Below are 23,390 nucleotides of genomic sequence, written 5' to 3' on the forward strand. Positions count from 1 at the left end.
CCGTGCGAAGCTGTGCTTCTACTTTAGAAACCGGTCTCTATCCGAATGGAGGGCTCTCCCTGTGTCCCCACGCCCGAAGGCGCTGTTCGCCATGAGCGAGGAACATCTCGCCCTGCTCTTCCCCGCGCCCTTGCTGCGGCGGCTGGACACGCTGGCCGACATCGACGTCACCCTGGTGGCCGAGCGCTTCGACGACCCGCGGCTTCCCCTGGCCGACACCGAGATCCTGCTCACCGGCTGGGGCTGCCCGCCGCTCGACGAGGCACTGCTCGCCGCCGCCCCCCGCCTGCGCGCCGTGCTGCACGCGGCCGGCTCGGTGAAGAGCCTCGTCACGCCCGCCTGCTGGGAACGCGGCCTGCTGGTCTCGTCGGCCGCCGCGGCCAACGCCGTCCCGGTGGCCGAGTACACCGTCGGCATGATCCTGCTGGCCGGCAAGGGGGTCTTCGCCCTCAGCGAGCGCTACCGGCGCGACCGCGCCTTCACCCTCGCCAAGATCGAGCAGAGCATCGGCAACAACGGCCGCAGGGTCGGCGTCGTCGGAGCCTCCCGCATCGGCCGCAAGGTGCTCGAGCTGCTGGCGCCGTACGACCTGGACCTGTGTCTGTACGACCCCTACACCCGGGTTCCCGGCGTACCGCAGGCGTCGCTGGAGGAGCTGCTGCGCAGCAGCGACATCGTCAGCCTGCACGCCCCAGCCACCCCCGAGACCCGGCACATGCTCGACCGCGAGCGGCTGGCGCTGATGCCGGACGGCGCGGTGCTGATCAACACCGCCCGGGGGTCGCTCGTCGACACCGACGCGCTGGTCGCCGAGCTGAAGTCCGGGCGGCTGTCGGCGATCCTCGACGTCACCGAGCCCGAGCCGCTGCCGTCCGCCTCACCCCTGTTCGACCTGCCCAACGCCTTCCTCACCCCGCACATCGCCGGCTCGCACGGCAACGAGCTGGCCCGGATGGGCGCCGTCGTGGTGGACGAGCTGGAACGGCTGACCGCCGGGCTGCCGCTGGCCCACCCGGTGAACCACGACGACCTGGACCGCGTTGCCTGACAAACGGGGCGTGATGTGGCGGTGCGCCCCCGTGTGGCGCGGGAGCGCGCCGTCCGCGACAATCGAGCTGCCCCGCTCTGCCCGAGGAAAGGTGCGCCTTGCCACGAAAGCCGGGAAAACCACAGCACGCCGCACAGGAGGCGACGCCGCGGAAGGCGGCTGCCGTGGATGACTCCGAGCGCGCCACCATCCGCGACGTCGCCGCCCGGGCCGGGGTCTCCGCCTCCACCGTCTCCCGGGTGATCAAGGGCGACTACCCGGTCGCGCAGGCCACCCGCACCCGCGTGCTGCGCGCCATGCGCGAGCTGGACTACGTGCTCAACGTGCACGCCCGCGCCCTGTCCGGGGCCAGCACCAAGATGGTCGCGTTCGTGCTCGACGACGTCACCGGCCCGTCCTTCGCCTACGTCGCCAAGGGCGTCGAACAGCAGGCCACCGCCGAAGGCCGCCTATGTCTGGTCTGCACCACGCACGGCGACCCGGCGCGCGAGCTGACGGTGGTGGAGGCCATGCGCGAGCAGCGCGCCGACGCGGTGATCCTGGTCGGCGGTGGCTCGGCCGACGACGCCTACCGCCGTCGCATGACGCACTTCGCACACGCCCTGGACAAGGCCGGCTCGCGGCTGGTGCTGTGCGGTCGTCCGCCGCTCGGCGACGACGTGCCGACCACCGTGGTCGAGTACGACAACGAGGCCGGCGCCTACGCCATGACCAGCCACCTGCTCTCCCGGGGGCACCGCCGGATCGTCTACCTCGGCGCCGCCACCGCCGAGGACCAGAACACCACCAAGATCGACCGCGTGCACGGCTTCCGCCGCGCGCACGAGGACTACGGCGTGCCGTACGACCCGGACCTCATCCTGCCGAGCCACTTCTCCCGCAGCGCCGGCTACGAGGCCACCAAGCGCCTGCTGGCGGTCGGGGCGGAGTTCACCGCGATCTTCGCCGGCACCGACATGGTCGCCGCCGGCGTGCTGGCCGCGCTGCGCGAGGCGGGCGTGCGGGTGCCCGAGGACGTGTCGGTCGCGGGCTACGACGACATCCCGCTCGCCGCCGACCTGGTGCCCGGGCTGACCACGGTGCACATCCCCACCGAGGAGCTGGGCCGTACCGCCGTGCGGCTGGCCTTGGACCTCAGCCAGCCGCAGCACGTCGTCCTGGGCACCCACATCGTGGTCCGCGGCTCGGTCGGCAAGCGGACCGTCACTCCTCCCTAGCGCGGCCGGTGACCGGTCAGCGACTCGCCGGCGCGGCCGGTGGCCGGTCAGCGGCGCCAGATCACCGCGGACGGGGTGCCGGCGTCGACGGTGACGTCGCCGTCCCAGGTGAGGAAGGACTGCTGGGGAAGGTAGTCCTGTCCCAGGAAGAAGCCCCGCTTGACGCCGGTGACGTGCACGACGGCGCCGTTGTCCGTGCCGACCACGACGCGGTTGGCGGTGATCTCCTGGATGTCGTCGGCCGTCGTGCCCGGCGGCAGCTCCACCGTGGTCGCCGCCGGGTCGTCCCGCTGGATGGACCAGGTGGGGTCGACATGGTTCGACAGGTAAACGGTGCCGCCGCTCTTGAGGCGCACGCCGACCGAGACGCCGACCCAGGACGAGCCCGTGTTGGGCCGGTCCGTCGTCTTCTTGAGCGCCACGTACAGATAGTTCCGCTGGTCGCTCACCTCAGGCGTGGCGGGCGCCGTCTCCGACGCGGCCTCGATCTTGCCCTCCCTGATCATCTCCTCGGACATGATCTGGTAGGTCCACGGGTTGGTGTCCATCAGGTGCTCGCGGGGCTGGTCGGCCGGGCGGGTCTGCAGCGGCGACAGGAAGAACCTCATCGGGTCGGTGACCTTGTCGCACATGTTGTTGTTGCTGGTGCAGGTCTCCAGGAGGGCGTGGTCGCCCTCGTACCGGCCGGCGAACCGCAGCGTCTGGTGGTTGGCGGCCTGATAGGTGTCGCTGCCCGGCACCCGGTTGCCGCGCTCGTCGACCTCCACGTCGTAGACCCACTCGATGTCGGTGGTACGGCCCCAGCGCGCCATCAGCGCCGGTGTGTTCGTCCCGCCGTCCTCGTTGCTCCACACGACGGAGTACGTGAGCTTCGTACGGCCCGGCGCCGTCCCCGGCCTGGCCTCGTGCCAGGCGATGAGCGGCGTGTCGGTCGTCGCGTTCTGATAGGGCGTGCCGAGCTCGGAGAGGTTGCGGCCGTAGACGATGGGGGCGTAGCGCAGCGCCAGGTAGTCGCTGCCGCCCGGCGCGTACGTCGTCACCTTCACCCTGTCGAGCAGGACGGAAGCGCTCCCCGCCGCGGAGCGCTCGTCGGCGAAGTGCAGGCGCAGCAGGTGCGGACCCGCCCTCAGCGCGCCGAGGGCGAGCTGCCGGGGCAGCCGCTGGTCCCCGGAGACCACGAGGTCGGTGGCGTAGCGGTTGTCGACGAAGATCGACACGACCGCCGACTCGGCACCCTTCACGGCCCAGTCGGTGCCGGGCGCGGCGGCGGCCAGATCGACGAGCGCCTCGCCGGACCTCTTCACGACGAACGGCACCCGCGCGTCGGCATGGTCACGGCCGACCTTGATCTGGCGACCTTGAACGGCCGGGTCCTGGTCCGCCCGCGCCATGGCCGGCGCGGCGAGCGCGGCCACGGCGGCGGCGACCGCGACCGAGGCGGTGATTAATTGAACGACTCGCATCAGGGTTGTCTCCTCCGTCGGATATTCAACGGGCGTGCAGACGCCAGGGCAGGCGGACGGTGATGAACTCGTCGTTGTCCGGCTGACCCGGCGTCCGTCCCGACGAGAACGGGAAGTTGTTGTCGTTGAGGACCCCGATCGTGCGGTCGTCCAGGATGACGACGTCCTCGATGGTCTGGAACGGGAAGCGGAACGTCTCACCGAACCCGCCGAGCCCCTTGGGGTTGGCCAGGTCCAGCAGGTCGGCGGCCAGGGTCTTGTCCAGCGCGCCGTCGTGGTCGCGGTCGCGGGTGTCGGCCAGGTAGACGCGCTTGAGCGCGGCGGCGTCCCCCTGGTTGTTGTCCCGCTCGATGATCAGGAAGCGGTGGTCGTCCACCGCGATGGCGTCGCCGATCGCGGTGGCCGGGCTGTCCAGCCGGTACGTCCAGCGCCTGCCGGTGTAGGCGCGCTTGCGGACGTCGAACTCGTTCATCCGCAGCGTGCCCGCCGGGTCGCCGCTGACCGTCCCCTCCAGCAGCGGGTACAGCCGCCGCCCGTCCGCGGAGCGGACCATGCCCTCGAAGCCCTTGCTGCCGGCCAGGTTGGGGGTCGCGCCGTTCAGCGTGGGGTTCTCCGGCGCCTTGACGCCGGGCAGCTCGATCGGCGCCTCCAGCAGCGTGCCGCTCGCCGAGAAGTGCAGCAGGAACGGGCCGAACTCGTCGCCCAGCCAGTACGTGCCGTCGTCCGCCCGCACGATCGACTCCACGTCGAAGTCGGCGCCGGTGAGCACCCGGTCGGCCCTGGTCAGCGGCCAGGACACCCGCCAATCCGGGTCCGACAGGGTGAACCCACCCAGCACCCGCACGGTGCCGGCGCGGAAGTCCGGCCTGATGCGGTGCACGCGCAGCAGGAAGTCGGCGCTGTTGTTCTTGGCTCCGTACCCGTTGTCGGACAGCACGTCGAAGGTGCCGTCACCGCGCCGGACGATGCCGCTGAACCCCTGGACCGGCTGGCCGGGGAAGGGCGGGGTGACCCCGTTGACGGGGGTCGTACCGATCTGCGATCCGGACGGCTCACTGCCGGGCACGAAGGTCTGCGCCGGGAGCGAGGCGAACCCGGTCAGCGTGGCCCGGCCGGTGCCCTCCGGCTCGGCGTCGGCGTAGGACGCGGGACCGGCCGAGGCGGCGAGGCTCAGGGCGAGCACGGCGGAGCCCACCGCCAAAGGGATGCGTTTCATGCCGGGCAGGCTAGGGGTGTCACATGACGCGATTCCCAACAGAACGTGCACACAGCGTTCACCTTTGGCCGCCCGGCCGGGCCTGGTGAGAGCTGTCGCACTGGAGCAGGCGTATCGCATTTGTCGGACATACCCTCCCGCCGCCCGCTCCCTCCCCACACGCCTCGCGGGATAGGCCGGATGTACGCCTCATGAGAGTAGGCTCTTAATGCTGTATTTCGTGCATAAGCATCCGTAAGCCATCATCCTGCTGAGCTTGGGGAAGGTACGTGTGCCCAGTTTCAGTCCTCTGCGGCCGACCGACCCGCGCCAGGTGGGTCCTTACCGGCTGACGGGCTATCTGGGCGCGGGTGGCCAGGGCACCGTGTACGTCGGAGAGTCGTCCGAGGGCCAGGTCGTCGCGATCAAGGTGCTGCACGCCCGGCTGTCGGAGGAACCCCAGGCCCGCGAGCGGTTCCTGCACGAGATCGCCGCGACCCGGCGGGTACGGCAGTTCTGCACGGCCCGGGTGCTGGACGCCGACACCAGCGGGGACCAGCCGTACGTGGTCAGCCAGTACGTCGAGGGCGTCTCGCTGAGCCGGCTCATCTCCACGCAGGGGGTCCGCGACCCTGACGCGCTGGAGCGACTGGCGGTCGCCACCGTCACCGCGCTGGTGGCCATCCACCAGGCCGGCATCGTGCACCGCGACTTCAAGCCCAGCAACGTCGTCTGCGGTCCTGACGGGCCCCGAGTGATCGACTTCGGGCTGGCGCGCGCTCTGGACTCCACGGTCGCCGAGAACAGCGACATCCTCGGAACGCCGGCTTACATGGCGCCGGAGCAGTTCAGTGCCGGCGTGGTGACGGCGGCGTCGGACATGTTCAGCTGGGCCGCCACCATGGCCTACGCGGCGAGCGGGCGGCCCCCGTTCGGGAACGACAGCATCCCTGTCATCTTCCAGCGCATACTCAACGAGGAGCCGAACCTCACCGGGCTCACCGAGCCGGTGCGGTCACTGGTGGTGGCGTGCCTGGACAAGAATCCCGCGGCCCGGCCATCGGCAACCGACGTCCTGTTCAACCTGCTCGGCCACGGCGTGCCCGATCCCGCGCGGGAGGCGACAGGCCAGGAATCCCTCTTCTCGGTCGGGACACGGCCGCAGGAGGGCAGTGGCGAGGGTGCCGCGTCCCAGACGGGCGCACCGTCGCTCGCAGGGTCATCCTCGGTGCCCGGCTTGTCCTCGCAGTCGGGTCCGTCCTCACAGGGAGGTTGGTCGTCCCCGTCGGGCCCGACGTCGCAGGGGGGTTGGTCGTCGCCGTCGGGTCCGTCGTCGCAGTCCGGTCTTACCTCGCTTTCCGGCCCGTCGTCACAGTCCGGTCCCACCTCGCTTTCGGGTCCGTCGTCCCTGGTCTCGGGCGGGGTGTCGCTTCCCGACGCGGGGATGGTCCCGGTGACGGAATCGCCGGTGGGTCCGCGCGTTCGTGCCGGTCTCAAGTCGCGGCGCACCCTGGTCACTGCGTCCCTCGGGCTGGTGGCCGCGGGGGCCGTCGCCACGGGTGTCTACTTCGCCTTGGTCACGCCGGCGGCGCCCACGGCCGTGACGCCACCCACCGTCGTCCCGGGGCCTACGACGCCGGTGATTCAGCCGGAGGTGACGCGGACCCTGTCTCCGGGCCCCGCCTACGCTGTCGCGTACAGCCCGGACGGGAAGACGTTCGTGACCGGGGGCGCCAATGGGACCGTGCGGCTGTGGGACGCCGCCACCCGCCGCGTCACCGCCTCGCTCGACGGCCACACCAAGGGCGTCCACGCGGTGGCGTTCAGCCCGGACGGCAAGATGCTCGCGACGGGGAGCGACGACGGGACCGTACGGCTGTGGAGCCTGCCCTCCGGACGTGGCACGGGCACGCTCACCGGCCACACCGGAGGGGTCGGGTCAGTGGCGTTCAGCCCGGACGGAAAGACCCTGGCCAGTGCCAGCCACGACCGGACCGTGCGGTTGTGGAACGCCGCGACCGGCGACGGCACCGCGATCCTCGCCGGCCACACTGACTGGGTGGACTCGGTGGCGTTCAGCCCGGACGGCGCCACGATCGCCACGGGCAGCCACGACCGGACCGTGCGGTTGTGGAACGCCGCGACCGGCGAGGGCACCGCTGTGCTCTCCGGCCACCGCTACTGGGTCTTCTCGGTGGCCTTCAGCCCGGACGGGAAGACCTTGGCGAGCGCGAGCGCCGACCGAACCGTCCGGCTATGGGACGTCGCCGCCCGCAAGGAGCGCACCGTGCTCGCCGGTCACCGGGGCTGGGCCACCGCGGTCGCCTTCAGCCCGGACGGGAAGACGCTGGCCAGCGGCGGCTACGACCGCAAGATCCGGCTGTGGGAGGTGGCGAGCGGACGCGGCACCGGCGAGCTGGACGGGCCGGCCGACTGGGTCTACTCGGTGGCGTTCAGCCGGGACGGCATGACTGTCACCGGGGTTGCCGGTGACGCCACGCTGCGAGTGTGGGGCACGCGCTAGGAGATGCGGGGCCTGTGCTCACAGTGTGGTGGGCTACGCGTTAGGGAGTGCCGGTCTCATCCGAGGACAGCGGCCGCCGCCACACGGTCGGCTCGTCGCCCTGGCCGGTGGCCGTGGAACCCACACCGACGAGCTCGCCGTCCACCGCGGTGAACGCTGTCAGCCGCTGCTCGCCCGGGCCGGACATGGCGCTGCCCCGCGGCTGCTCCGGCTGCCAGGAGCGGCCGTCCGCCGAGGTCCAGATGACCACGTCGCCGGGCCTCCCCACAGTGCCGGCCACGACGAAGCCCCGCGGGGTCACGGCCACGGCGGTGACGCTGGACTGCTCGCCGGCCACCACCGGCAGTGAGATCGACTGCCAGCTCCGGCCGCCGTCGACCGACGCGTACCCGAACGCGGCCGTGCCCGTGCCGTTGCCGGTGACGGCCGTACCGGCGGTCACCAGGACGTCGTCGTGGGAGGCGATGTGGGACAGCCAGCCCTCGTTGACGCCGGCCGGGATCGGCAGGCGTATCAGCGACCACTTGCGGCCGTCCGGCGAGATCCACACGGTGGGGCGACGGATGAAGACGCCGCCGTAGGCGTTGGGGTCGGTCACGCCGCCGGCGGCTACGAAGCCGAACAAGCCGCTGGTCACGGAGTTCATCCACCGCCTGGTCGTCGGCGTGCCGACGAGATTGTCCTCGCCCGCCGGCGTGCCGCGCTCCCAGGTCTTGAGGTCCGCTGACCACCAGGTGCCCGCGCCGAAGCCGTCCTCACCCACGATCACGTAGCCGTCCGGGCCGGCGGCGACGCCGCGGGCGATCAGCGGGTCCGTGCCGCCGGGCTGGAACGCCGCCACGCCGTCGGCCCGCCGCCAGCTCTCGCCGTCCGCCGAGGTGACGACCAGGGGGCGACTGGGTGTGCGGCCGCTTGACCCGACCGCCAGCCAGCCGGCGAAGCCGGGCGTGACGCCGATCAGCCGCTGCCGCCCCTGGCCGGCGAGGGCTTTCTCCTTGTCCTGCACGCGCCGCCAGGTTTCCCCGTCCGCGGAGGTCCAGACGGCGGCATCCCCGTTGGCGCCACCGACTGCGACCACCCGGCCGTCGGCCGTGCCGAGAGCGTCCACGACCTTGCCGCTCCCGGTGGTGTCCGGGATGCCGGTGGGGACGTCCTTCCCGGCCTTGTCGCGTACCGCGAGCAGAGCGCCCGTGCCGCTGTGGGCCGCGTCGGCTCCCACTACGACGGTGTTGTCCGCCACCGCGGTGGCGTCGCGTACCTCGACGCCGTCGGCCGTCGTGCCGGCGGGTTGCCAGGAGCGGCCGTCCGTACTGCGGAGCAGCCGGACCCCGCTGTCGGTCTCGATCGCTGCGACCGCGGTCTGAGACGTGGCGGTCAGCCGTAACAGGCTCCGGAAGCCCGGCATCTCGATCTTCGCCGCCGTCGTCCAGCGCACGCCGTCGGGCGAGGTGTATGTCGTCGCGCGGGAGCCTTCCTGGCGCACCGCGAGCATGGTCGTCGCGGTCGCCGCGAAGGTCAACTCCGGCTTGCGCGACTTGCCCGGGACGGCGAACGCCTGCCAGGTGTTGCCGGCGTCGGTCGAGCGCCAGGTGATGTCGTACGGCTTGATGGAGCTCTCACCGCGGACGACGATGGCGTTCTTGACGCTCGCCACGTCGGTAAGAGCAAGGGTGCCTCCGGTCGGCGGGTGGAGCCGCCAGCCGGCCCGGCGTTCCCAGCTCCGGCCGTCACGGGACAGCCACACCACCGGGGAGGCGTCGGTGAAGTCGCCCTTGGCCGAAGTCTGTCCCACGGCGGTGAAGCCGTTCCCGGTCCACGCGACGTCGGCGACCCGGTCGCGCGGGCCGAAGGCGAGGCTGGCGGTGGCATCGGGCTGGCGGGTCCAGGCCGCGCCGTCGGGGCTCGTCCAGACGACGCTGCCGCCGACGCGGTCGCCGAGCGCGACCCAGCCGCCGGTGCCCGCGGCGAGGCGGCGGGGGATCTCGCCGACGACGGGCGGCTCCCCCTTCGGGGTCCGCACCTGGGCGCGGGCGAAGGTGCGGCCCGCATCCTTGGACAGGAAGAACTCGGTCCGGTAGCCGGAGTCGGCGTCCTCGCCGCCCGCGACCGCCACCGTGGCGCCCATGGCGGCGACGCCGTTGAGCTCCAGCTGCCGGCCGTCGGCGCTGCCGGCCAGACCCGCCGCGAACAGGTTGCCGGCCAGCTCCGCCACCGGCTCGTCGCTCTGCCGGGAGGCCACCAGCACACCGCTCGCCACGACGATCGCGAACGTGACGGAGGCGCCGCCGATCAGCAGCGAACGGAAGCGCTTCTTCCGGCCCGGAGGCATCGGGTCGGTGATCGGGTAGGCGGCATCGGAGTCGCTCAGCTTGGTGGTCTGTGGCAATGACGGCAGCGACGGTCGAGAGAACGGCAGCGAAGGCTGGGAGAGCCGTTCGTTCGGCGGCAGTGACGGCTGGGAGAGCCGCTCGTTCACCTCGGGCGAACCGTCCGGATCGCCCGTCTCGCTCCTCCAACCACCTCCGGTCACCGCAGCCTCTCCCTTTGATATTCTCCCGGCCAGGACGGAGCCCCTCGCCGGAAGTCATTATTTATGGGAAGCGCGACGAAACGAAGTCCGAGCGCGAGCCGGTCCGATGACGGCGGCTGACGGCCCGGCCCGTTCCCGCACCCGGATCCTCGCCGCGGCGATCTGCGCCACCGTGGTCGTGACCAGCGCGGCAGGGGTACGCACCATCGGCGAGACGCCTTCGGACGAGGCTCGGAACGGGGCGACGACGCCGCCCGCGCAATCGATCGAGCCTCCGCCGCTGGCACTGCCCGAGGCCTCCTGGAAACTGAGCTGGTCCGACGAGTTCAACGGGCGGGGCCGGCCCGCCAAGTGGACCACCCTGTCCGGCACGAGCTGGTCGAACCGGAAGGCACTGCACTACTACACCCCCGCGAACGCGGTGCAGGACGGCTCCGGCCGTCTCGTCATCTCCGCCCTACGGACGCGGGCCGCGGACCGACCGGCCTGCTGGTACGGCCCGTGCGCCTACAGCTCCGCCCGGCTGGAGACCAGGAAGACCTTCGACCAGGCGTACGGGCGGTTCACCGCGCGTATCAAGCTGCCGCTCGGCAAGGGGCTGTGGCCGGCGTTCTGGCTCAAGCGCAGCAACGCCGGCCGCTCCGGCTCCACGACGTATGGCGAGATCGACATCATGGAGAACCGCGGCCACGAGACCCATCTCGTCAGGGCCTACACCCACTCCAAGGGCCGCAAGGGCGGTGGCCAGATCACCCTGCCGGAGCGGCTGGACGCCGGCTTCCACGTGTACGGCGTCGACTGGACGCCCCAGAGCATCACCTGGTGGGTGGACGGCAAGCCGTACGCCCAATACCCGCGCTATCCCGGCTGGCCGTTCGACAAGCCCTTCTACGTGATCCTCAACCTGCAGGTGGGTGGCAGCTGGGTGGGAAACCCGAACACCACGACGCGTTTCCCGGCACGGATGGTCGTCGACTGGGTGCGGGTGTACCGCCAGCGCTGAACCGCCCTTCGCCCCAATGCATGAAATTTGCGGAATGTCCATTTGGAACGGTCCCTAATAACGTTCGTACCGTTGTAAGCGTCATTTTGGGACGACTACCCCTTCCGAGGCATTAGGATCAACCGTCCCAACAGCATCGTGGTAAGTCACGCCGTAAATGACGCGATTATTTCCCCGTTCCACCTCTCTCACGACTGCCGCCCTGCTCGGCGCAGTCGTCGTGGCGGCGCTCGGCGCGCAGACCGAGCAGGGACGCCGCCTGCTCCTCACGGCCGGGCTGGCCGGCGCGCACGCCGGGTACACCGAGCTGGCGTTCGCCGCCCCACAGGCGCTGCCGGACCGGGTGCCCGCCACGTCGTTCCTGGTCCCGCCCTCCTTCACCATCCGCAACGTCACCGGGCGACAGCACGAGTACGGCTGGTCGGTACGCCTGACCGAGTCCGGCAGGACCCGTACCGTCGCCAGCGGGCGGGTGACCCTGGCTGACGGGCAGGCGGTGACGATCACGCCGCCCACGAAGGCACTGTGCGAGCCCGGCCCGATCACTCTCGGGGTCCTGCTGGAAGGCGGCGAGGCCATCGCGTTCCGCGCCGCCTGCTCCGCGGACATCGACAAGGGGTAGGCGCGTGCCCAGACGGCCCGTGGTGGCGCTGGTCACCGACGCCATCCACCCGTACAGCTTCGGTGGCAGGGAGATCCGCTACCACGAGTTGTACGCTCACCTCACGGCGCACACCGACCTCCACGTGTTCACCATGCGCTGGTGGGACGGCTCCCGAGTGCGCACCGAGGGCGGCGTCACGTTCCACGCGATCTCCCGGCTGCTGCCGATGTACCGGCATGGTGTCCGCTCAACCTGGCAGGCGCTGGTCTTCGCGGTGGCCTGCCTCCGGCTGCTGTGGCATCGGTTCGACGTGCTCAATGTCGACCAGATCCCGTTCCTGCACCTGTTGCCGCTGCGCCTGGTCGCCACACTGCGCCGCAAACCGCTGATCGCGACCTGGCACGAGGTGTGGGGCCCCGAGTACTGGCGATACAGCATGCGCGTCGGCTGGCGGCCGGCGTGGTGGATCGAGCGGCTGGCGATGCGGGCGCCCGATCGCATCATCGCCGTCTCCCCGGAGACGGCCCGGCGGCTGCGGGCTGAGCTCGGCGAGCGGACCCCGATCACCATCGCACCCAACGGGGTCGACCTCGACGGGGTGAACCAGGCCGCGCCGCACGAGCAGCGCACCGACCTGGTCGTGGTGAGCAGGCTGATGCGGCACAAGGGCCTGGACCTGCTGCTCGCCGCCATCGCCCGGCTGCGGGAGCGCGGCCGGGCGGTCACCTGCCGGATCATCGGCGACGGCCCGGAACGCGACACGCTGCGCGAGGAGGCCGAACGGCTCGGCATCGCGCACGCCGTGGAGTTCCGGCACGACGTCAGCGAGCAGAAGGACGTGTACGCGCTGGTCAAGGCGGGCCGGGTGTTCGCCTTCCCGTCCACCAGGGAAGGGTTCGGCATCGCCGTGCTGGAGGCGATCGCCTGCGGCGTACCGGTGGTGACCACCTCGGCAAGGGACAACCTGGCCCAGCATCTGGTGCGACGCAGCCGACGGGGGATCGTCTGCGACCACACGCTGGACGCGTTCGCCGAAGCACTGGCCGAAGCCCTTGACGCGCCCGCGGACGACGCGCCGACGGAGCCGTGGGTCGGCGACTACGCCCTGAATTCGATCGCCTCCCACGTGGTGAAGGCGATGCTGCCATGAGGATCCTCTACGTCAGCCCATATCCGCCGGCCCGCGACGGCATCGGGACCTACTCCTACGTGCTCGCCCGCGCCGTGCGTGAACGCGGCCACAAGGTCGCGGTGGTCGCCGCCCGCCGGCATCCCGACGCGCCCGAGGAGGTCATCGGCGCACTGGGCGGCGGGGTGACACCGCTGCGTGCGGCCGTGGCCCGGTTCCGGCCGCACGTGGTGCACGTGCAGTTCGCGGTGCCCGCGTTCGGCGCCCGTACCCTGGCCGTGGCGCGCTGGCTGGCCGGTCCCGGGGTCCCGGTGGTGGCCACGCTGCATGAGGTCAACCGCGACACGGCGCTGCTGCGTGGGCCCGGGAGGGCGCTGTATCGGCACATCGCGCGGGGCTGCGACCGGCTCATCGTGCACACACGGGAGGCGCGGGACACGCTCGGGGCCCTCGGGCTGGACGACAATGCCGCGGTGGTCCCGCACTTCTCCGCACCGCCGCCGCCCGCGACCGGCACCGCGGCCGGCCTGCGGGCCCGCTTCAGACTGGATGACGCTCGCGTGCTCCTGGCCTTCGGCCACATCCACGTCAGCAAGGGGCTCGACGACCTGGTGCGGGCAATGGCGGAGCTGCCGCCCGCGACGCTGGACGCGGTACGGGTCGTCGTCGCCGGCGCGGTACGGCGGCGGCACGGCCCGTTCCGGGTGTTCGAGGTACGCGACCACCTGCACAAGGCGATGGTGCGCCGCCTGGCGCGCCGGCACGGGCTGCTCGACCGGCTGGTGTTCACCGGGTACGTGCCGGACGGCGACATCGCGGCCTGGTTCGCCGCCGCGGAGGCCGTCGTGCTCCCCTACCGCGACGCCGAGCAGAGCGGGGTGGCCAACCTGGCCCGCGCCTTCGGCGTACCGGTGATCGCGACCACCGTGGGCGGGCTGGCCGAGCTGTTCGAGAGCTCCCCGTGGGCGGTACCCCCTGGCGCCCCTGACCGGCTGGCCGAGGCGATCGCCGACCTCCTCGCGACCGGTCAGGAGGGGGGCGGCGTTGCGCGCACTCCGGGCATGGTGCCGGACTCGGGCACATCGGACACCGACCTGAGCACGGTCACGACGCGGACGATCGCCGTGTACGAGGCCGTTCGCAGCCCGCTCACCCGCATCCCTGAGAATCGTCCCTATGCCCCCTAGCCTGTCCGTCGTCATCTGCTCCTACAACGGCGCGGCCCGCCTCGGGCGGCCCCTGGACGCGCTGGCGACCCAGACCGCCCACGCCAAGCTGGAGATCATCGTCGTCGACGACGCGTCCTTGGACGGGACCGGGGACGTCGCGCGCGGCCACGGGGTCACGGTCATCCGCCACGAGACAAACCGCGGCACGGCAGCGGCACGCGAGACCGGCCTGCGGGCCGCGAAGGGGCGGGTCGTCGCCTTCATCGACGACGACATCGAGCCGTGCCTCCGCTGGGCCGAGCTGCTGCTCGACGGCTACACCGAGGAGGGCGTCGCCGGGGTGGGCGGCCCGATCGTGCCGGTGACCGGTGACGGCTTCCTGACGCGGTTCCTCGAACGCAACAACCGGCACGAGCCGCTGGGGCTGGAGCTCACCGTCAGCGCGGCGCTGCCGTACCGGTTCTGGTTGTACCTGCGGCGGCAGTGGGCGACGGCCAGGGCGGCCGGCGGGCGGCGGGACGTCTACGCCTTCAGCGGCGGCAACATGTCGTTCGAGCGGGAGCGGCTGCTGGCCGTGGGTGGGTTCGACACCAGGTTCCGGTACGCCGCCGAGGAGGAGGACCTGTCACGCAGGCTCCGACGGGACCGGCCGGGGCGGCTGATCTTCGTCCCCGACGCGCTGGTCGTGCACCGGCACGCACCCACGGTTCGCGGGCTGCTGCGTCGCAGCCTGGCGTACGGGCGGGGTGCCGCGATGCAGTACCTCAAATGGCCTGCGGTGCGGCCGACGGTGTTCCCGTGGCCGGTGCTCGTCGCGGGACTCGCCCTCGCAGCCGTCCGGTGGCCGGCGGTCGCGGTCGTGTCCGTGCTGCTGCCACTGCTGCTCTACCCGGTGGGGCTGCGGAACGCGGTGAGGGGCAGGATCGAGGCGCTCGCCGACCCGTACCTCCGGCTCGCCCAGGAAGCGTGCGAGAATATCGGCTTCCTGCACGGTCTGTGGGCCTTCCGCCGCATGTTCACCGAGGACAGGACCGGCCGGGGCGGAGGACAGAGGACGTGACCGTCCGCGAGCAGGACAGGCGTATGGTCCTGTACGGGGCGGCCCTCGTCCTGATCGTCGGGTTGACCCAGGCGCGCCAGCTGTGGGCGGCCCAGCTGTTGCTCGTGCCGCTCCTGCTGATCGTGCCCGGATGCCTGCTGCTGCGGGCACTGCGGGTGCCGGGCCATCGGGTGGCGGCGTTCCCGTTGTACGTGCCGGCCGCGTCGCTGGTCGTGCTCATGACGTCCGGCCTCGCGGTCACCCTGCTCGTGCCGCTGGTCGACGGCGCCGTCCTCGACGCTGTGTTCGGCCCCGGGGCGGACCCCGGGGCGCCGCTCCGGCCAGGGCCGCTGCTCGCCGGGCTCATGCTGGTCTGCCTGGGGCTGTTCCTTGCCGGGGTGAAGGCGCCACAGGAGACGGCCGTCCCATGGCGGTCTCTGCCCTCCGCCGGGTGGTTGTCGCTGCCGTTGCTGCTGCCGCTGCTCGCCGCGGCGGGGGCGCTGCGGCTCAACCACGGGTACGGCCCTGGGGTGGCGATCGCGGCCGTCGTCGGCTGCGTACTCGTGCTGGCCTTCGGGGTCGTCCGGGCCGGGCGGCTCGGGGCCGGCCGTGCGGCCGTGCTGCTGTACGCCGTCTCCCTGGCCATGATGTGGTCGTACGCGCTCCGCGGCGAGCTGGTCTACGGGTTCGACATCGCCTCCGAGTACGCCGTGGCCCAGGAGACGGCGACCTCGGGGATCTGGGTGACCGGTCCGCACCCCGACGCGTACGGGGCGATGCTCAGCATCACCGTTCTGCCGTCCGAGCTGCACGCCCTGACCGGGCTGCCGGTCCTGCTGGTGCTCAAGGTCGTCTATCCGGCGATCTTCGCGATGTTCCCCGTCGGGATCTTCCACCTCGCCCGGCGCTTCCTGCCGGGCCAGTGGGCGTTCGCCGCCGCCGCGTTCGTGACGGCACAGGGCGCACTGTCCCAGCAGTTCCCGGCGCTGGCCCGGCAGGAGATCGCCATGCTGCTGTTCGCCGCGCTGTGCGGGGCTGTGCTCGACGCCCGGCTGCGGCGCTTCCCCAAGGCGGCGTTGTTGTGCCTGTTCGGGCCGGGCATCGTGGTCTCGCACTACACGACCGCGTACTTCACGGCCGTGATGCTCGGCGGGGCGCTGGTCCTGCAGGCCGTGCTGTGGGCGCTGCGGCGGCCGCGGATCGCGCCGCGGGCGGTCGTGGCGGCGCTGCTGCCCGGATTGCTCGCCGGGGTGCTCTGGTACGTTCCGATCACCCGGTCGACGGCCAACATCGGCGAATTCCGCACCGCGCTGAGCTCTGAGGGCCTGCGGCTGCTGCCCGGCGCCGAGACCGCCGGGACGCTGCTCTCCGCCTACCTGCGGGGCACCGACGTGACTCGCATCCCGACGTACCTCTACGGCAAGCGGGTGGTGCCCAAATACCGTCCGCCCAAGGCCGCCGTGACGCCTGCCGCCGACGCGGGCGATCCCCGATGGGGCCTTGGGGACGCGGGGGTGCCCGTCCCCCCGAAGATCGCGCCGGCGGTGAGCGCGTCGCTCGACCTAGGTGTGCTGCTGGTCCAGCAGCTGGCGAACCTGCTCGGCCTGATCGGCGCCCTGGTCATGGCCGTGCGCCGCCGCTCGTCGTGGCTGGTGCGGCGGATCGGCGTGCTGGCCGTGCCCATGCTGGGTGCCCTGGTCCTGCTGCGCGTCTCCGGCACCCTCGCCGCCGCGTACAACCAGACCCGCGCCCAGTTGCAGGCGCTGACGCTCGTCACCATCGCCATGTTCTGGCTGCTGCACCGCGTCTCGGCGGTCAAACTCCCCGTTCGGCTCCGCCGGACGGCGTACGGGCTGGCGGGAGCGGCCGTCGTCGTCACCTTCGCGACCGGCAGCGGCCTGGACAACGTGCTGCTCGGCGGGGAGCGGGCGACCAACCTCTCGACGCGCGGCGAGGACTGCGAGCGGTTCTGCATGTACGAGGCCGAACTGGCGGGGGCGCGCTGGCTCAAAGAGGCGGCACGCGGCTCGCCCGACCGCCTCTACGCCGACCGGTACGCGCAGCTGCGGTTGTTCGCCGAGCTCGGGCCGGGACGGCGGATCCAGACCGACATCACCCCCCTGACCTTGGACCAGCGGGCCTGGGTGTACGCGAGCTGGTCCAACACCGCCGTCGGCCGCGCCAGGTCATTGTTCGACAATCAGCTCGCCCTGTACGCGTTCCCGACCAGTTTCATCGAGGCGCACTACGATCTCGTGTACACGAGCGGAGTCACGAAGGTCTTCCACCGATGATCTCTATCGTCATCGTCAGCAAGGACGAGCCCGGACTGGACAGCACCCTCGACGGCGTCACCCGCGCGGCCGAGTCCGCCGGCCTGCCGTACGAGATCATCGTCGTGGACGCCTCCGAAGGCCGGCTCGACGCCATCGCCGCCGCCCACCCGCACGTGCGGTGGACGGCCTTCAGCCCACCGCCGGGCGTGTCCGTGACCATCCCGCACCAGCGCAACACCGGTGTGCGCGCCGCCAAGGGCGAGATCGTCGTATTCACCGACGCGGGCTGCCTGCCTCAGGGCAACTGGCTGCGCCGCCTTGTCACGCCGATGCTCGACGAGGGCGAGAGCGTCGTGTCGGGGCTCGTCACCGGCCCCGAGGGGCACGACAGTCTCTACGACGCCGACGCCCGGCGCCGGGCCGCCGACCGCTACCTCCCGGAGTGTGGCACCGGCAACCTGGCGGTGCGCCGGGAGGTCTTCGACGAGGTGGCCGGCTTCGACGAGACATTCGGGTACGGCTCCGACGTCGACTTCAGCTGGCGGGTCCAGGACGCCGGGCACCGCATCCGCAGCGCCGGGGACGCGGTCGTCACCCACGAGTGGGGTGACCGCCGCCGGCAGCTTCGCCGCTCGTACGTCTACGGCAAGGCCCGCGCCCGGCTCTACCTCAAGCACCGGAGCCGCCGGGCGCACCTGCTGCGCCGCGAGCCGATGGTGGTGGCGTATCCCCTCTTCCTGCTCGGCCTGCCGCTGACCCTGTGGTTCCCGTTCTACCCGGCGCTGCTGCTGGTGCCGGCCTGGCGCAACCGGCACAACGGTCCGGTGCGGGTCCTCGCCGACCACCTGGTGTACGGTGCGGGCGTGCTCGCCGAACTTGCCGCTCCCCGGGGTCGCGCCGGCCGATGAAGGTGCTGGTCTTCCCCCGCGACAGCAACCCGTACCAGGATCTGCTGTACGGCGAGTTACGCGGGATCGGCGTCCGCGTCCACTACCTGGGTGAGCTGACCTCCTCCCACACGCTCAACCTCCTGCTGCTGCCCGCCGAGCTGGCCGTCCGGCGGCTGGCCGGAGCCCGGATCGTGCACCTGCACTGGGTGTGGAAGTTCGCGCTGCCGGGCGGAGCCCGGATGCGGCGGCCGGCTCAGCTGTGGTTCGCCGCCGTCCTCGGCATCGTGCGGCTGCTCGGCCTGCGGCTGGTGTGGACTGCGCACAACGTGCTGCCGCACCGGCCGGTCTTCGCCGACGACGCCGCCGCCAGGCGCACTCTGGTACGACACTGCGACCTCGTGATCGCCCACCACTCGGCGGCGCTGGACCGGCTGGCGGCCCTGGGGGCGGTGCCGTCCAGGGCCGCCGTGATCCCGCACGGCCCCTTCCCCGCGCCACCGCTGCCGCCGCCGGGCGGGTCGGGCGAGCCCCGCACGTTCCTGTTCTTCGGGCGGATCGAGCCGTACAAGGGGGTCGAGGACCTGCTCGCGGCCTTCACGACGCTGCCCGGCGGGCTGGACGTGCGCCTCGTCATCGCCGGATCATGCCCGGACGCGGCGCTCGCGGCCCGCCTGGAGGCGTCGGCCGCCGACGACGACCGGATCGACCTGCGGCTCGGACGGGTCCGCGACGAGGACGTCGCCAGGCTGTTCGCGGAGGGCGACGTCGTCGTGCTGCCGTTCCGCGAGATCACCACCAGCGGCAGCGCGCTGCTCGCGCTCGCCCACGGCAGGCCGCTGATCGTCCCGGCGCTGCCCGCCCTGGCAGGGCTGCCGGCCGCCGCCCTGGCCGGCTACCGGGACGGCGTCACCGGGCTCACCGCGGCCCTGCGCATGGCAGCGGGCTGGGACGCTGCGACGCTGGCGTCGATGTCGGAAGCCGCGCTGGAGCACGTGAACGGCGTCGGCTGGACCGAGATCGCCCGCGCGACCCGGAACGGCTACGCCACCGTGCTGCGGGATCGAGGCGGGCAGATGAGGGAGCGCGTGCGAACCCTGTTCCGCAACGTCCTGGTCCGCGGAACCTTCCTGCTGCTGGCGAACACGGTGCTGCTCGCAGCGGGCGGCTTCGCGTTCTTCACGCTGGCGGCGCGCAACTACCCGGTCGAGGCCGTCGGCTGGCTGACCGCCGTGACCGCGAGCGTCAACCTGCTGTCCACCATCGCCGGCCTTGGCCTGCCCACCACGCTGCTGCGCCATCTCGTCAAAGCCGACGACCCGCGCCGGCTGGCGGCGATCGCCGTGATCGCCGTCGGCGCAATCGGCGGCCTGCTCGCCCTGCTGTCGCTGCTGATCCTGGCGCCGCTGCTGCCCGGCGGTCCGGAGCTGATCCGGCAGCCGGGGACGATCACTCTGATCACCGTCCTGGTGATGGTCACCGCCGTGGGTGGGACGCTGGACGCGGGGCTGGTGGCGGTCCGGGGCACCGCGGCGCTGCTGGCCAAGAACGTGGCGGGCACCGTGCTGAAGGTCGGCGCGTTGCTGCCGTTGGTCCCTCTCGGGTTCACCGGCCTGGTCCTCGCCTACGGCGGTGGCACACTGCTCGCCTGCTTGCTCGGCGGGGCGGCGCTGTGGCCGCGGCTGCACCGCGTCAGAGACCGCGCACGTCCGATGGAGCTGCTGCGGCGGTATCTGCCGTTCTCCGCCGCCGGTTACCTGGCGACCGCGCTCGGCATGCTGCCCAGCACCGTGGTGCCGCTGGAGGTACTGGACATCCGGGGGCCGCAGGCGGCAGCGTACTTCGCGATCGCCTTCCAGGTGGCGGCCTTCCTCAACTTCATCCCTTCGACGAGCGCGCAGGTGCTGTTCGCCGAGGCGCAGCGGATCTCGCTGCGCCGGTACCTGCGCAAGGCCGTGGTGGGCATCTACGGCCTGCTCGTCCCCGCCGTCGCGGTGATCGTGGTCGGCGCGCCGTACATCCTGCGGGTGTTCGGGGAGGGCTACGCGGCGCAGGCGGCGCAGACGCTGCGGGTCCTGGGCCTGGCCGCGCTGGTCGGCGCGGGGAACTACCTGGTGGACACGATCCTGATCAGCAGGGACCGCACCGGTGCGTACGTCTTCATGAACGGCGCCAACGCGGCCCTGGTGCTGGGGCTGGTGGCGGCGCTGCTCCCGTACGGGCTGACCGCCGCGGCCCTCGGCTGGACGCTCGCGCAGGGCCTGTCCCTGCTGCTGGGAGTGGGCGTGCTGATCGCCAGCTTCGCCGCCGGGCGGCGTGCCGGGGTCAGCGCGGCGGATCGGTAGCGGCGGCGTACACGCGGACGTGGTCCACGATCATCTGCTGTGGGAAGCGGGTCGTGGAGTCGGGCGGGCCGGGCCAGTCGCCGCCGACGGCCAAGTTGAGCAGGAGGTAGTAGGGCACGTCGAAGTCCCAGCCGCCGGGCGGGGCGTCCGCCTTCCGCTCGGTGGCGTAGACCTGTCCGTCGACCAGGAAGGAGATGCGGTCGGGATACCAGTCGGCGGCGAAGACGTGGAAGCCGTCGGCGAACTTGCCTCCGTCGGGCAGCCGGTAGGAGTTGAGCTCGTCGTAGCCCTTCTCTCCGTGCAGGTTGCCGTGGACCGTGTCCGGCTCGTGCCCGAGGTGCTCCATGATGTCGATCTCCCCGCGCCCGCTGCCCTGGGGAGAGCGCCGCGCCCAGAAGGCCGGCCACATGCCCTGACCTGTGGGCAACTTGATGCGGGCCTCCACCCGCCCGTAGCGCTGGACGAACTTTCCCGCCGTGAACAACCGGGCGGAGGTGGCCGCGCACACGCGGGGGCTGCAGTCGTAGCCGCCCGCGTCGTCGGACCGGGCAGTGATCACCAGCCGGCCCTGGCCGTCCACGACCGCGTTGCGTGGCGTGTAGTACTCCAACTCGTTGTTGTAGCCGAGATGGTCGTCGACCAGATTCCACTTCGCCGGATCCGGCGGCCCGGCGGGACCGTCGAACTCGTCTGCCCAGACCAGCCGCCACCCCGACGGCGCCTTCGCCGGCGTCGGCGCGGGCTCACGCCCGTTCACCACGTAGAGCGTGCCCGCGACCGCGACTGCGAACGTGAGGACCAACGCCCCGGCCACCCACCAGCCCGTTCGATCGCGGCCGGACGCCGCCCTGGCAGTGTGGGGTGAACCGCCGGCGACTCGCGCCCGCCGGTGGCGCGCACCTCGGCCGAGATCCCGGTGCCATGCGCGGTCATCGGACACGGACCTCTACCCTCTCGACGGCATGCTGTGCCATCGTACGACGCTTCTCCGGCGAGCCTGAGCCTCTGCGAAAGAGCGTGGTCGGGATGTACGAAAGCCGCCCTCCGGGCCGCCTGCTGATCCGCGCAGAGACGGCCAAGGCCCTCTCAAGGCTCACGTGCAAGAACGACGTGTTCGAGAGTTTCCGCCCTCCTGGCCCCGGACTAACGGTCACGAGCTCAAGCGGTACTTCCCGCTGAATGAGACCGAGTCGACGGGCCCGCCCGACCTCGCACGATCCGGCCTGTGCCGCGACGGTACTCTCACGCCCTTGTGGATCCATACGACGTACGCCACGGCGGCGACCGCGTTCTATCCCATCGTTGACTCCCCCAGCCGCGCCACCGCCTTTATCAACTCGAGCTCGGCGTCGTCATACGCGGATCCGATGTGATCAATATCGCGCGAGCCTTGCTGGGAGGAGTGCACTATCTGCACCGCTCTCACACTTGACGCCGTCTTCAGCTTGCGCGCGTACGAACACACGCCGACAGCTTAGAAGGACCGGTTAGTGCGCACCTTGCGCACTGAAAACCGCAGGTCACAGCTCTGCAGACAGGCCTGAAACGCCAGAGTGATAAAAGTTAGGACTGAGCAGGCGTCATCCTGACTAGCGCCAACCGCAACGACGTCACCCAGCTCCGCCCGCTCCTGGACGCCATCCCCAAGGTGCGTGGCAAGCGTGGCCAGCCCCGTCAGCGCCCCGACGTCGTGCTCGCCGACCGCGGCTACGACCACGACAAGTACCGCCGCCTGGTACGCGAGCTGCAGATCCGGCCGCTGATCGCCCGCCGCGGCACCGAACATGGCTCCGGCCTGGGCAAACAACGCTGGGTCGTCGAGCAGACCTTCGCCCTGCTGCACACCTTCCGACGCCTGCGGATTCGCTGGGAGGTCCGCGCCGACATTCACGAGGCTTTCCTCAAGCTGGCCTGCGCACTGATCTGCTGGCGACGCCTCACTTTATTGCGTTAGAAGCTCTTAGCCGCGCCAGCAGCTGTTACTCCGGAACGACCAGGGCCGCGATTGGCGATCAGCCCTAGGAGGAACGTTGCTCGGGGCCGTGCGTGAAGAGCTGGACCGCGTCGACGAAATCGGCCAGTGGGACGTGGCGGGCCGATGTCCTGAATGTGCCTAGTGTAGGCGAGGTGATACCGAGTTCCTGCACGCGCTGGCTGATGCGGTAGCAGCGGCGCGGCCTAGCATGATCCCGACGTAAATGCCGCTGGAGCCGCGCCATTCCTTTGCACCAGAAGACTAAACAATCAAACTGAGAGACATTTATGGAAGCCGTATCGGAATACATAGCTTCGCAACGTTCGAAATCCTCTACTGGCGGCTAGATATCGCCAAGTAGCCCCAACAACGCGATTACGGTCGCGGATTATCGCCCGCTCAATCCGTCCGCCGCCGGGCCACTCACCCCTCACAACGTCCGCTTCCGAAGGGCGGAATCTCGAGGGCGTCCGACACCAATAGACACGCTGCCCAAATATCCGTTGGTCATATCTGCACTATCACATAACCAGGCATCGACCAAGGCAAACAGGACCACCATCTACGCGAACTCGTACACATCAATGATGACAAGACCATCCGTGCTGGCAGTTTGATCATCGATCACCCTCGAGAGTTCGGGCGCTTCCTTAAGGTACATCTTATCGAAAGGCGCGATAGTCAAGTGCACACCTACCCATTTATCAGATTTCATCAAAACCCTTATCGGCCTATTTTCAGACATGATAGACCATTTCTTCGATTGCAGAGTTTTGACGGCTTTATCGAGGGAGTCCCGGGCGCTACCGCTACCAACATCGATCACAAAAAAATATGTTATTTCAGCCCTCCTATTGACGTCACTCTGGACCGTGGTTTCACCTCTGACCGCACCGATTCCGCGCACTTCATTGAGAACGACGGGATCCACCTGAAGCGTTCCACGGAACCATGCGCACCCGCCGACAAGGAGTGCCACACAGGCG

Annotated in this window: 16 protein-coding genes and 1 pseudogene; 12 read left to right on the forward strand and 5 right to left on the reverse strand. The window is 70.9% G+C overall.

The window, feature by feature from the left end:
- The first annotated feature begins 61 nt into the window (after positions 1-61).
- Positions 62-1,048 carry a hydroxyacid dehydrogenase gene (locus ABD830_RS07810; protein ID WP_344985788.1) on the forward strand — a complete coding sequence of 329 codons (987 nt, stop codon included), beginning with the start codon at positions 62-64 and terminating at the stop codon, positions 1,046-1,048.
- Positions 1,049-1,212: 164 nt separating this feature from the next.
- A complete protein-coding gene (locus tag ABD830_RS07815; protein ID WP_344985790.1) occupies positions 1,213-2,265 on the forward strand; it encodes a LacI family DNA-binding transcriptional regulator in 1,053 nt (350 codons plus the stop codon).
- Between the two features lie 47 nt (positions 2,266-2,312).
- Here the strand turns inward: ABD830_RS07815 and ABD830_RS07820 are convergent, their stop codons facing one another.
- Together ABD830_RS07820 and ABD830_RS07825 are read right to left on the reverse strand one after the other, a co-directional pair.
- On the reverse strand, positions 2,313-3,728 hold the full coding sequence (locus tag ABD830_RS07820; RefSeq protein WP_344985791.1) for a hypothetical protein: 1,416 nt from the start codon (positions 3,726-3,728) through the stop codon (positions 2,313-2,315).
- 25 nt (positions 3,729-3,753) lie between these two features.
- Positions 3,754-4,944 carry an esterase-like activity of phytase family protein gene (locus ABD830_RS07825; RefSeq protein WP_344985792.1) on the reverse strand — a complete coding sequence of 397 codons (1,191 nt, stop codon included), beginning with the start codon at positions 4,942-4,944 and terminating at the stop codon, positions 3,754-3,756.
- Between the two features lie 256 nt (positions 4,945-5,200).
- Here ABD830_RS07825 and ABD830_RS07830 point away from each other — a divergent pair, with 256 nt between their 5' ends.
- Positions 5,201-7,447, forward strand: a complete 2,247-nt coding sequence (locus ABD830_RS07830; protein ID WP_344985794.1) for a protein kinase domain-containing protein — start codon at positions 5,201-5,203, stop codon at positions 7,445-7,447.
- Positions 7,448-7,487: 40 nt separating this feature from the next.
- Here the strand turns inward: ABD830_RS07830 and ABD830_RS07835 are convergent, their stop codons facing one another.
- On the reverse strand, positions 7,488-9,977 hold the full coding sequence (locus ABD830_RS07835; protein WP_344985795.1) for a DUF6242 domain-containing protein: 2,490 nt from the start codon (positions 9,975-9,977) through the stop codon (positions 7,488-7,490).
- Positions 9,978-10,083: 106 nt separating this feature from the next.
- Here ABD830_RS07835 and ABD830_RS07840 point away from each other — a divergent pair, with 106 nt between their 5' ends.
- From ABD830_RS07840 to ABD830_RS07875, 8 genes are all read left to right on the forward strand, one after another.
- Entirely contained in the window at positions 10,084-10,980 is an 897-nt protein-coding gene (locus ABD830_RS07840; protein ID WP_344985796.1) for a glycoside hydrolase family 16 protein, read from the forward strand.
- A gap of 157 nt (positions 10,981-11,137) precedes the next feature.
- Positions 11,138-11,602 carry a hypothetical protein gene (locus ABD830_RS07845; RefSeq protein ID WP_344985797.1) on the forward strand — a complete coding sequence of 155 codons (465 nt, stop codon included), beginning with the start codon at positions 11,138-11,140 and terminating at the stop codon, positions 11,600-11,602.
- A gap of 4 nt (positions 11,603-11,606) precedes the next feature.
- Positions 11,607-12,734 (forward strand): glycosyltransferase, encoded by a 1,128-nt coding sequence (locus ABD830_RS07850; RefSeq protein ID WP_344985798.1) that lies wholly within the window; start codon positions 11,607-11,609, stop codon positions 12,732-12,734.
- The gene (locus ABD830_RS07855; protein ID WP_344985799.1) at positions 12,731-13,900 is read left to right on the forward strand and encodes a glycosyltransferase; all 1,170 of its coding nucleotides are present in this window, start codon (positions 12,731-12,733) and stop codon (positions 13,898-13,900) included. Before ABD830_RS07850 ends, ABD830_RS07855 begins: the two co-directional genes overlap by 4 nt.
- The gene (locus tag ABD830_RS07860; RefSeq protein ID WP_344985800.1) at positions 13,890-14,942 is read left to right on the forward strand and encodes a glycosyltransferase family 2 protein; all 1,053 of its coding nucleotides are present in this window, start codon (positions 13,890-13,892) and stop codon (positions 14,940-14,942) included. The genes ABD830_RS07855 and ABD830_RS07860 overlap by 11 nt, the downstream gene beginning before the upstream one ends.
- Positions 14,939-17,215 carry a hypothetical protein gene (locus ABD830_RS07865; protein WP_344985801.1) on the forward strand — a complete coding sequence of 759 codons (2,277 nt, stop codon included), beginning with the start codon at positions 14,939-14,941 and terminating at the stop codon, positions 17,213-17,215. The genes ABD830_RS07860 and ABD830_RS07865 overlap by 4 nt, the downstream gene beginning before the upstream one ends.
- Positions 17,212-18,105, forward strand: coding sequence for a glycosyltransferase family 2 protein (locus tag ABD830_RS07870; RefSeq protein WP_344985802.1), 894 nt, complete (start codon positions 17,212-17,214; stop codon positions 18,103-18,105). The genes ABD830_RS07865 and ABD830_RS07870 overlap by 4 nt, the downstream gene beginning before the upstream one ends.
- Positions 18,102-20,429 (forward strand): glycosyltransferase, encoded by a 2,328-nt coding sequence (locus tag ABD830_RS07875; RefSeq protein ID WP_344985803.1) that lies wholly within the window; start codon positions 18,102-18,104, stop codon positions 20,427-20,429. The genes ABD830_RS07870 and ABD830_RS07875 overlap by 4 nt, the downstream gene beginning before the upstream one ends.
- Here ABD830_RS07875 and ABD830_RS07880 read toward each other — a convergent pair.
- Positions 20,410-21,243, reverse strand: a complete 834-nt coding sequence (locus tag ABD830_RS07880) for a glycoside hydrolase family 16 protein (RefSeq protein WP_344985804.1) — start codon at positions 21,241-21,243, stop codon at positions 20,410-20,412. The genes ABD830_RS07875 and ABD830_RS07880 overlap by 20 nt on opposite strands.
- Before the next feature lie 768 nt (positions 21,244-22,011).
- Between ABD830_RS07880 and ABD830_RS07885 the strand changes: the two are divergent.
- Positions 22,012-22,383, forward strand: a pseudogene (locus ABD830_RS07885) (transposase); the annotation flags it as partial.
- A 583-nt stretch (positions 22,384-22,966) separates the two neighbouring features.
- On the opposite strand, the gene ABD830_RS07890 reads toward ABD830_RS07885, so the two are convergent.
- A complete protein-coding gene (locus tag ABD830_RS07890; RefSeq protein WP_344985805.1) occupies positions 22,967-23,383 on the reverse strand; it encodes a hypothetical protein in 417 nt (138 codons plus the stop codon).
- Positions 23,384-23,390: the final 7 nt, after the last annotated feature.

Source organism: Nonomuraea helvata (assembly GCF_039535785.1).
In the GTDB taxonomy this organism is placed as follows: domain Bacteria; phylum Actinomycetota; class Actinomycetes; order Streptosporangiales; family Streptosporangiaceae; genus Nonomuraea; species Nonomuraea helvata.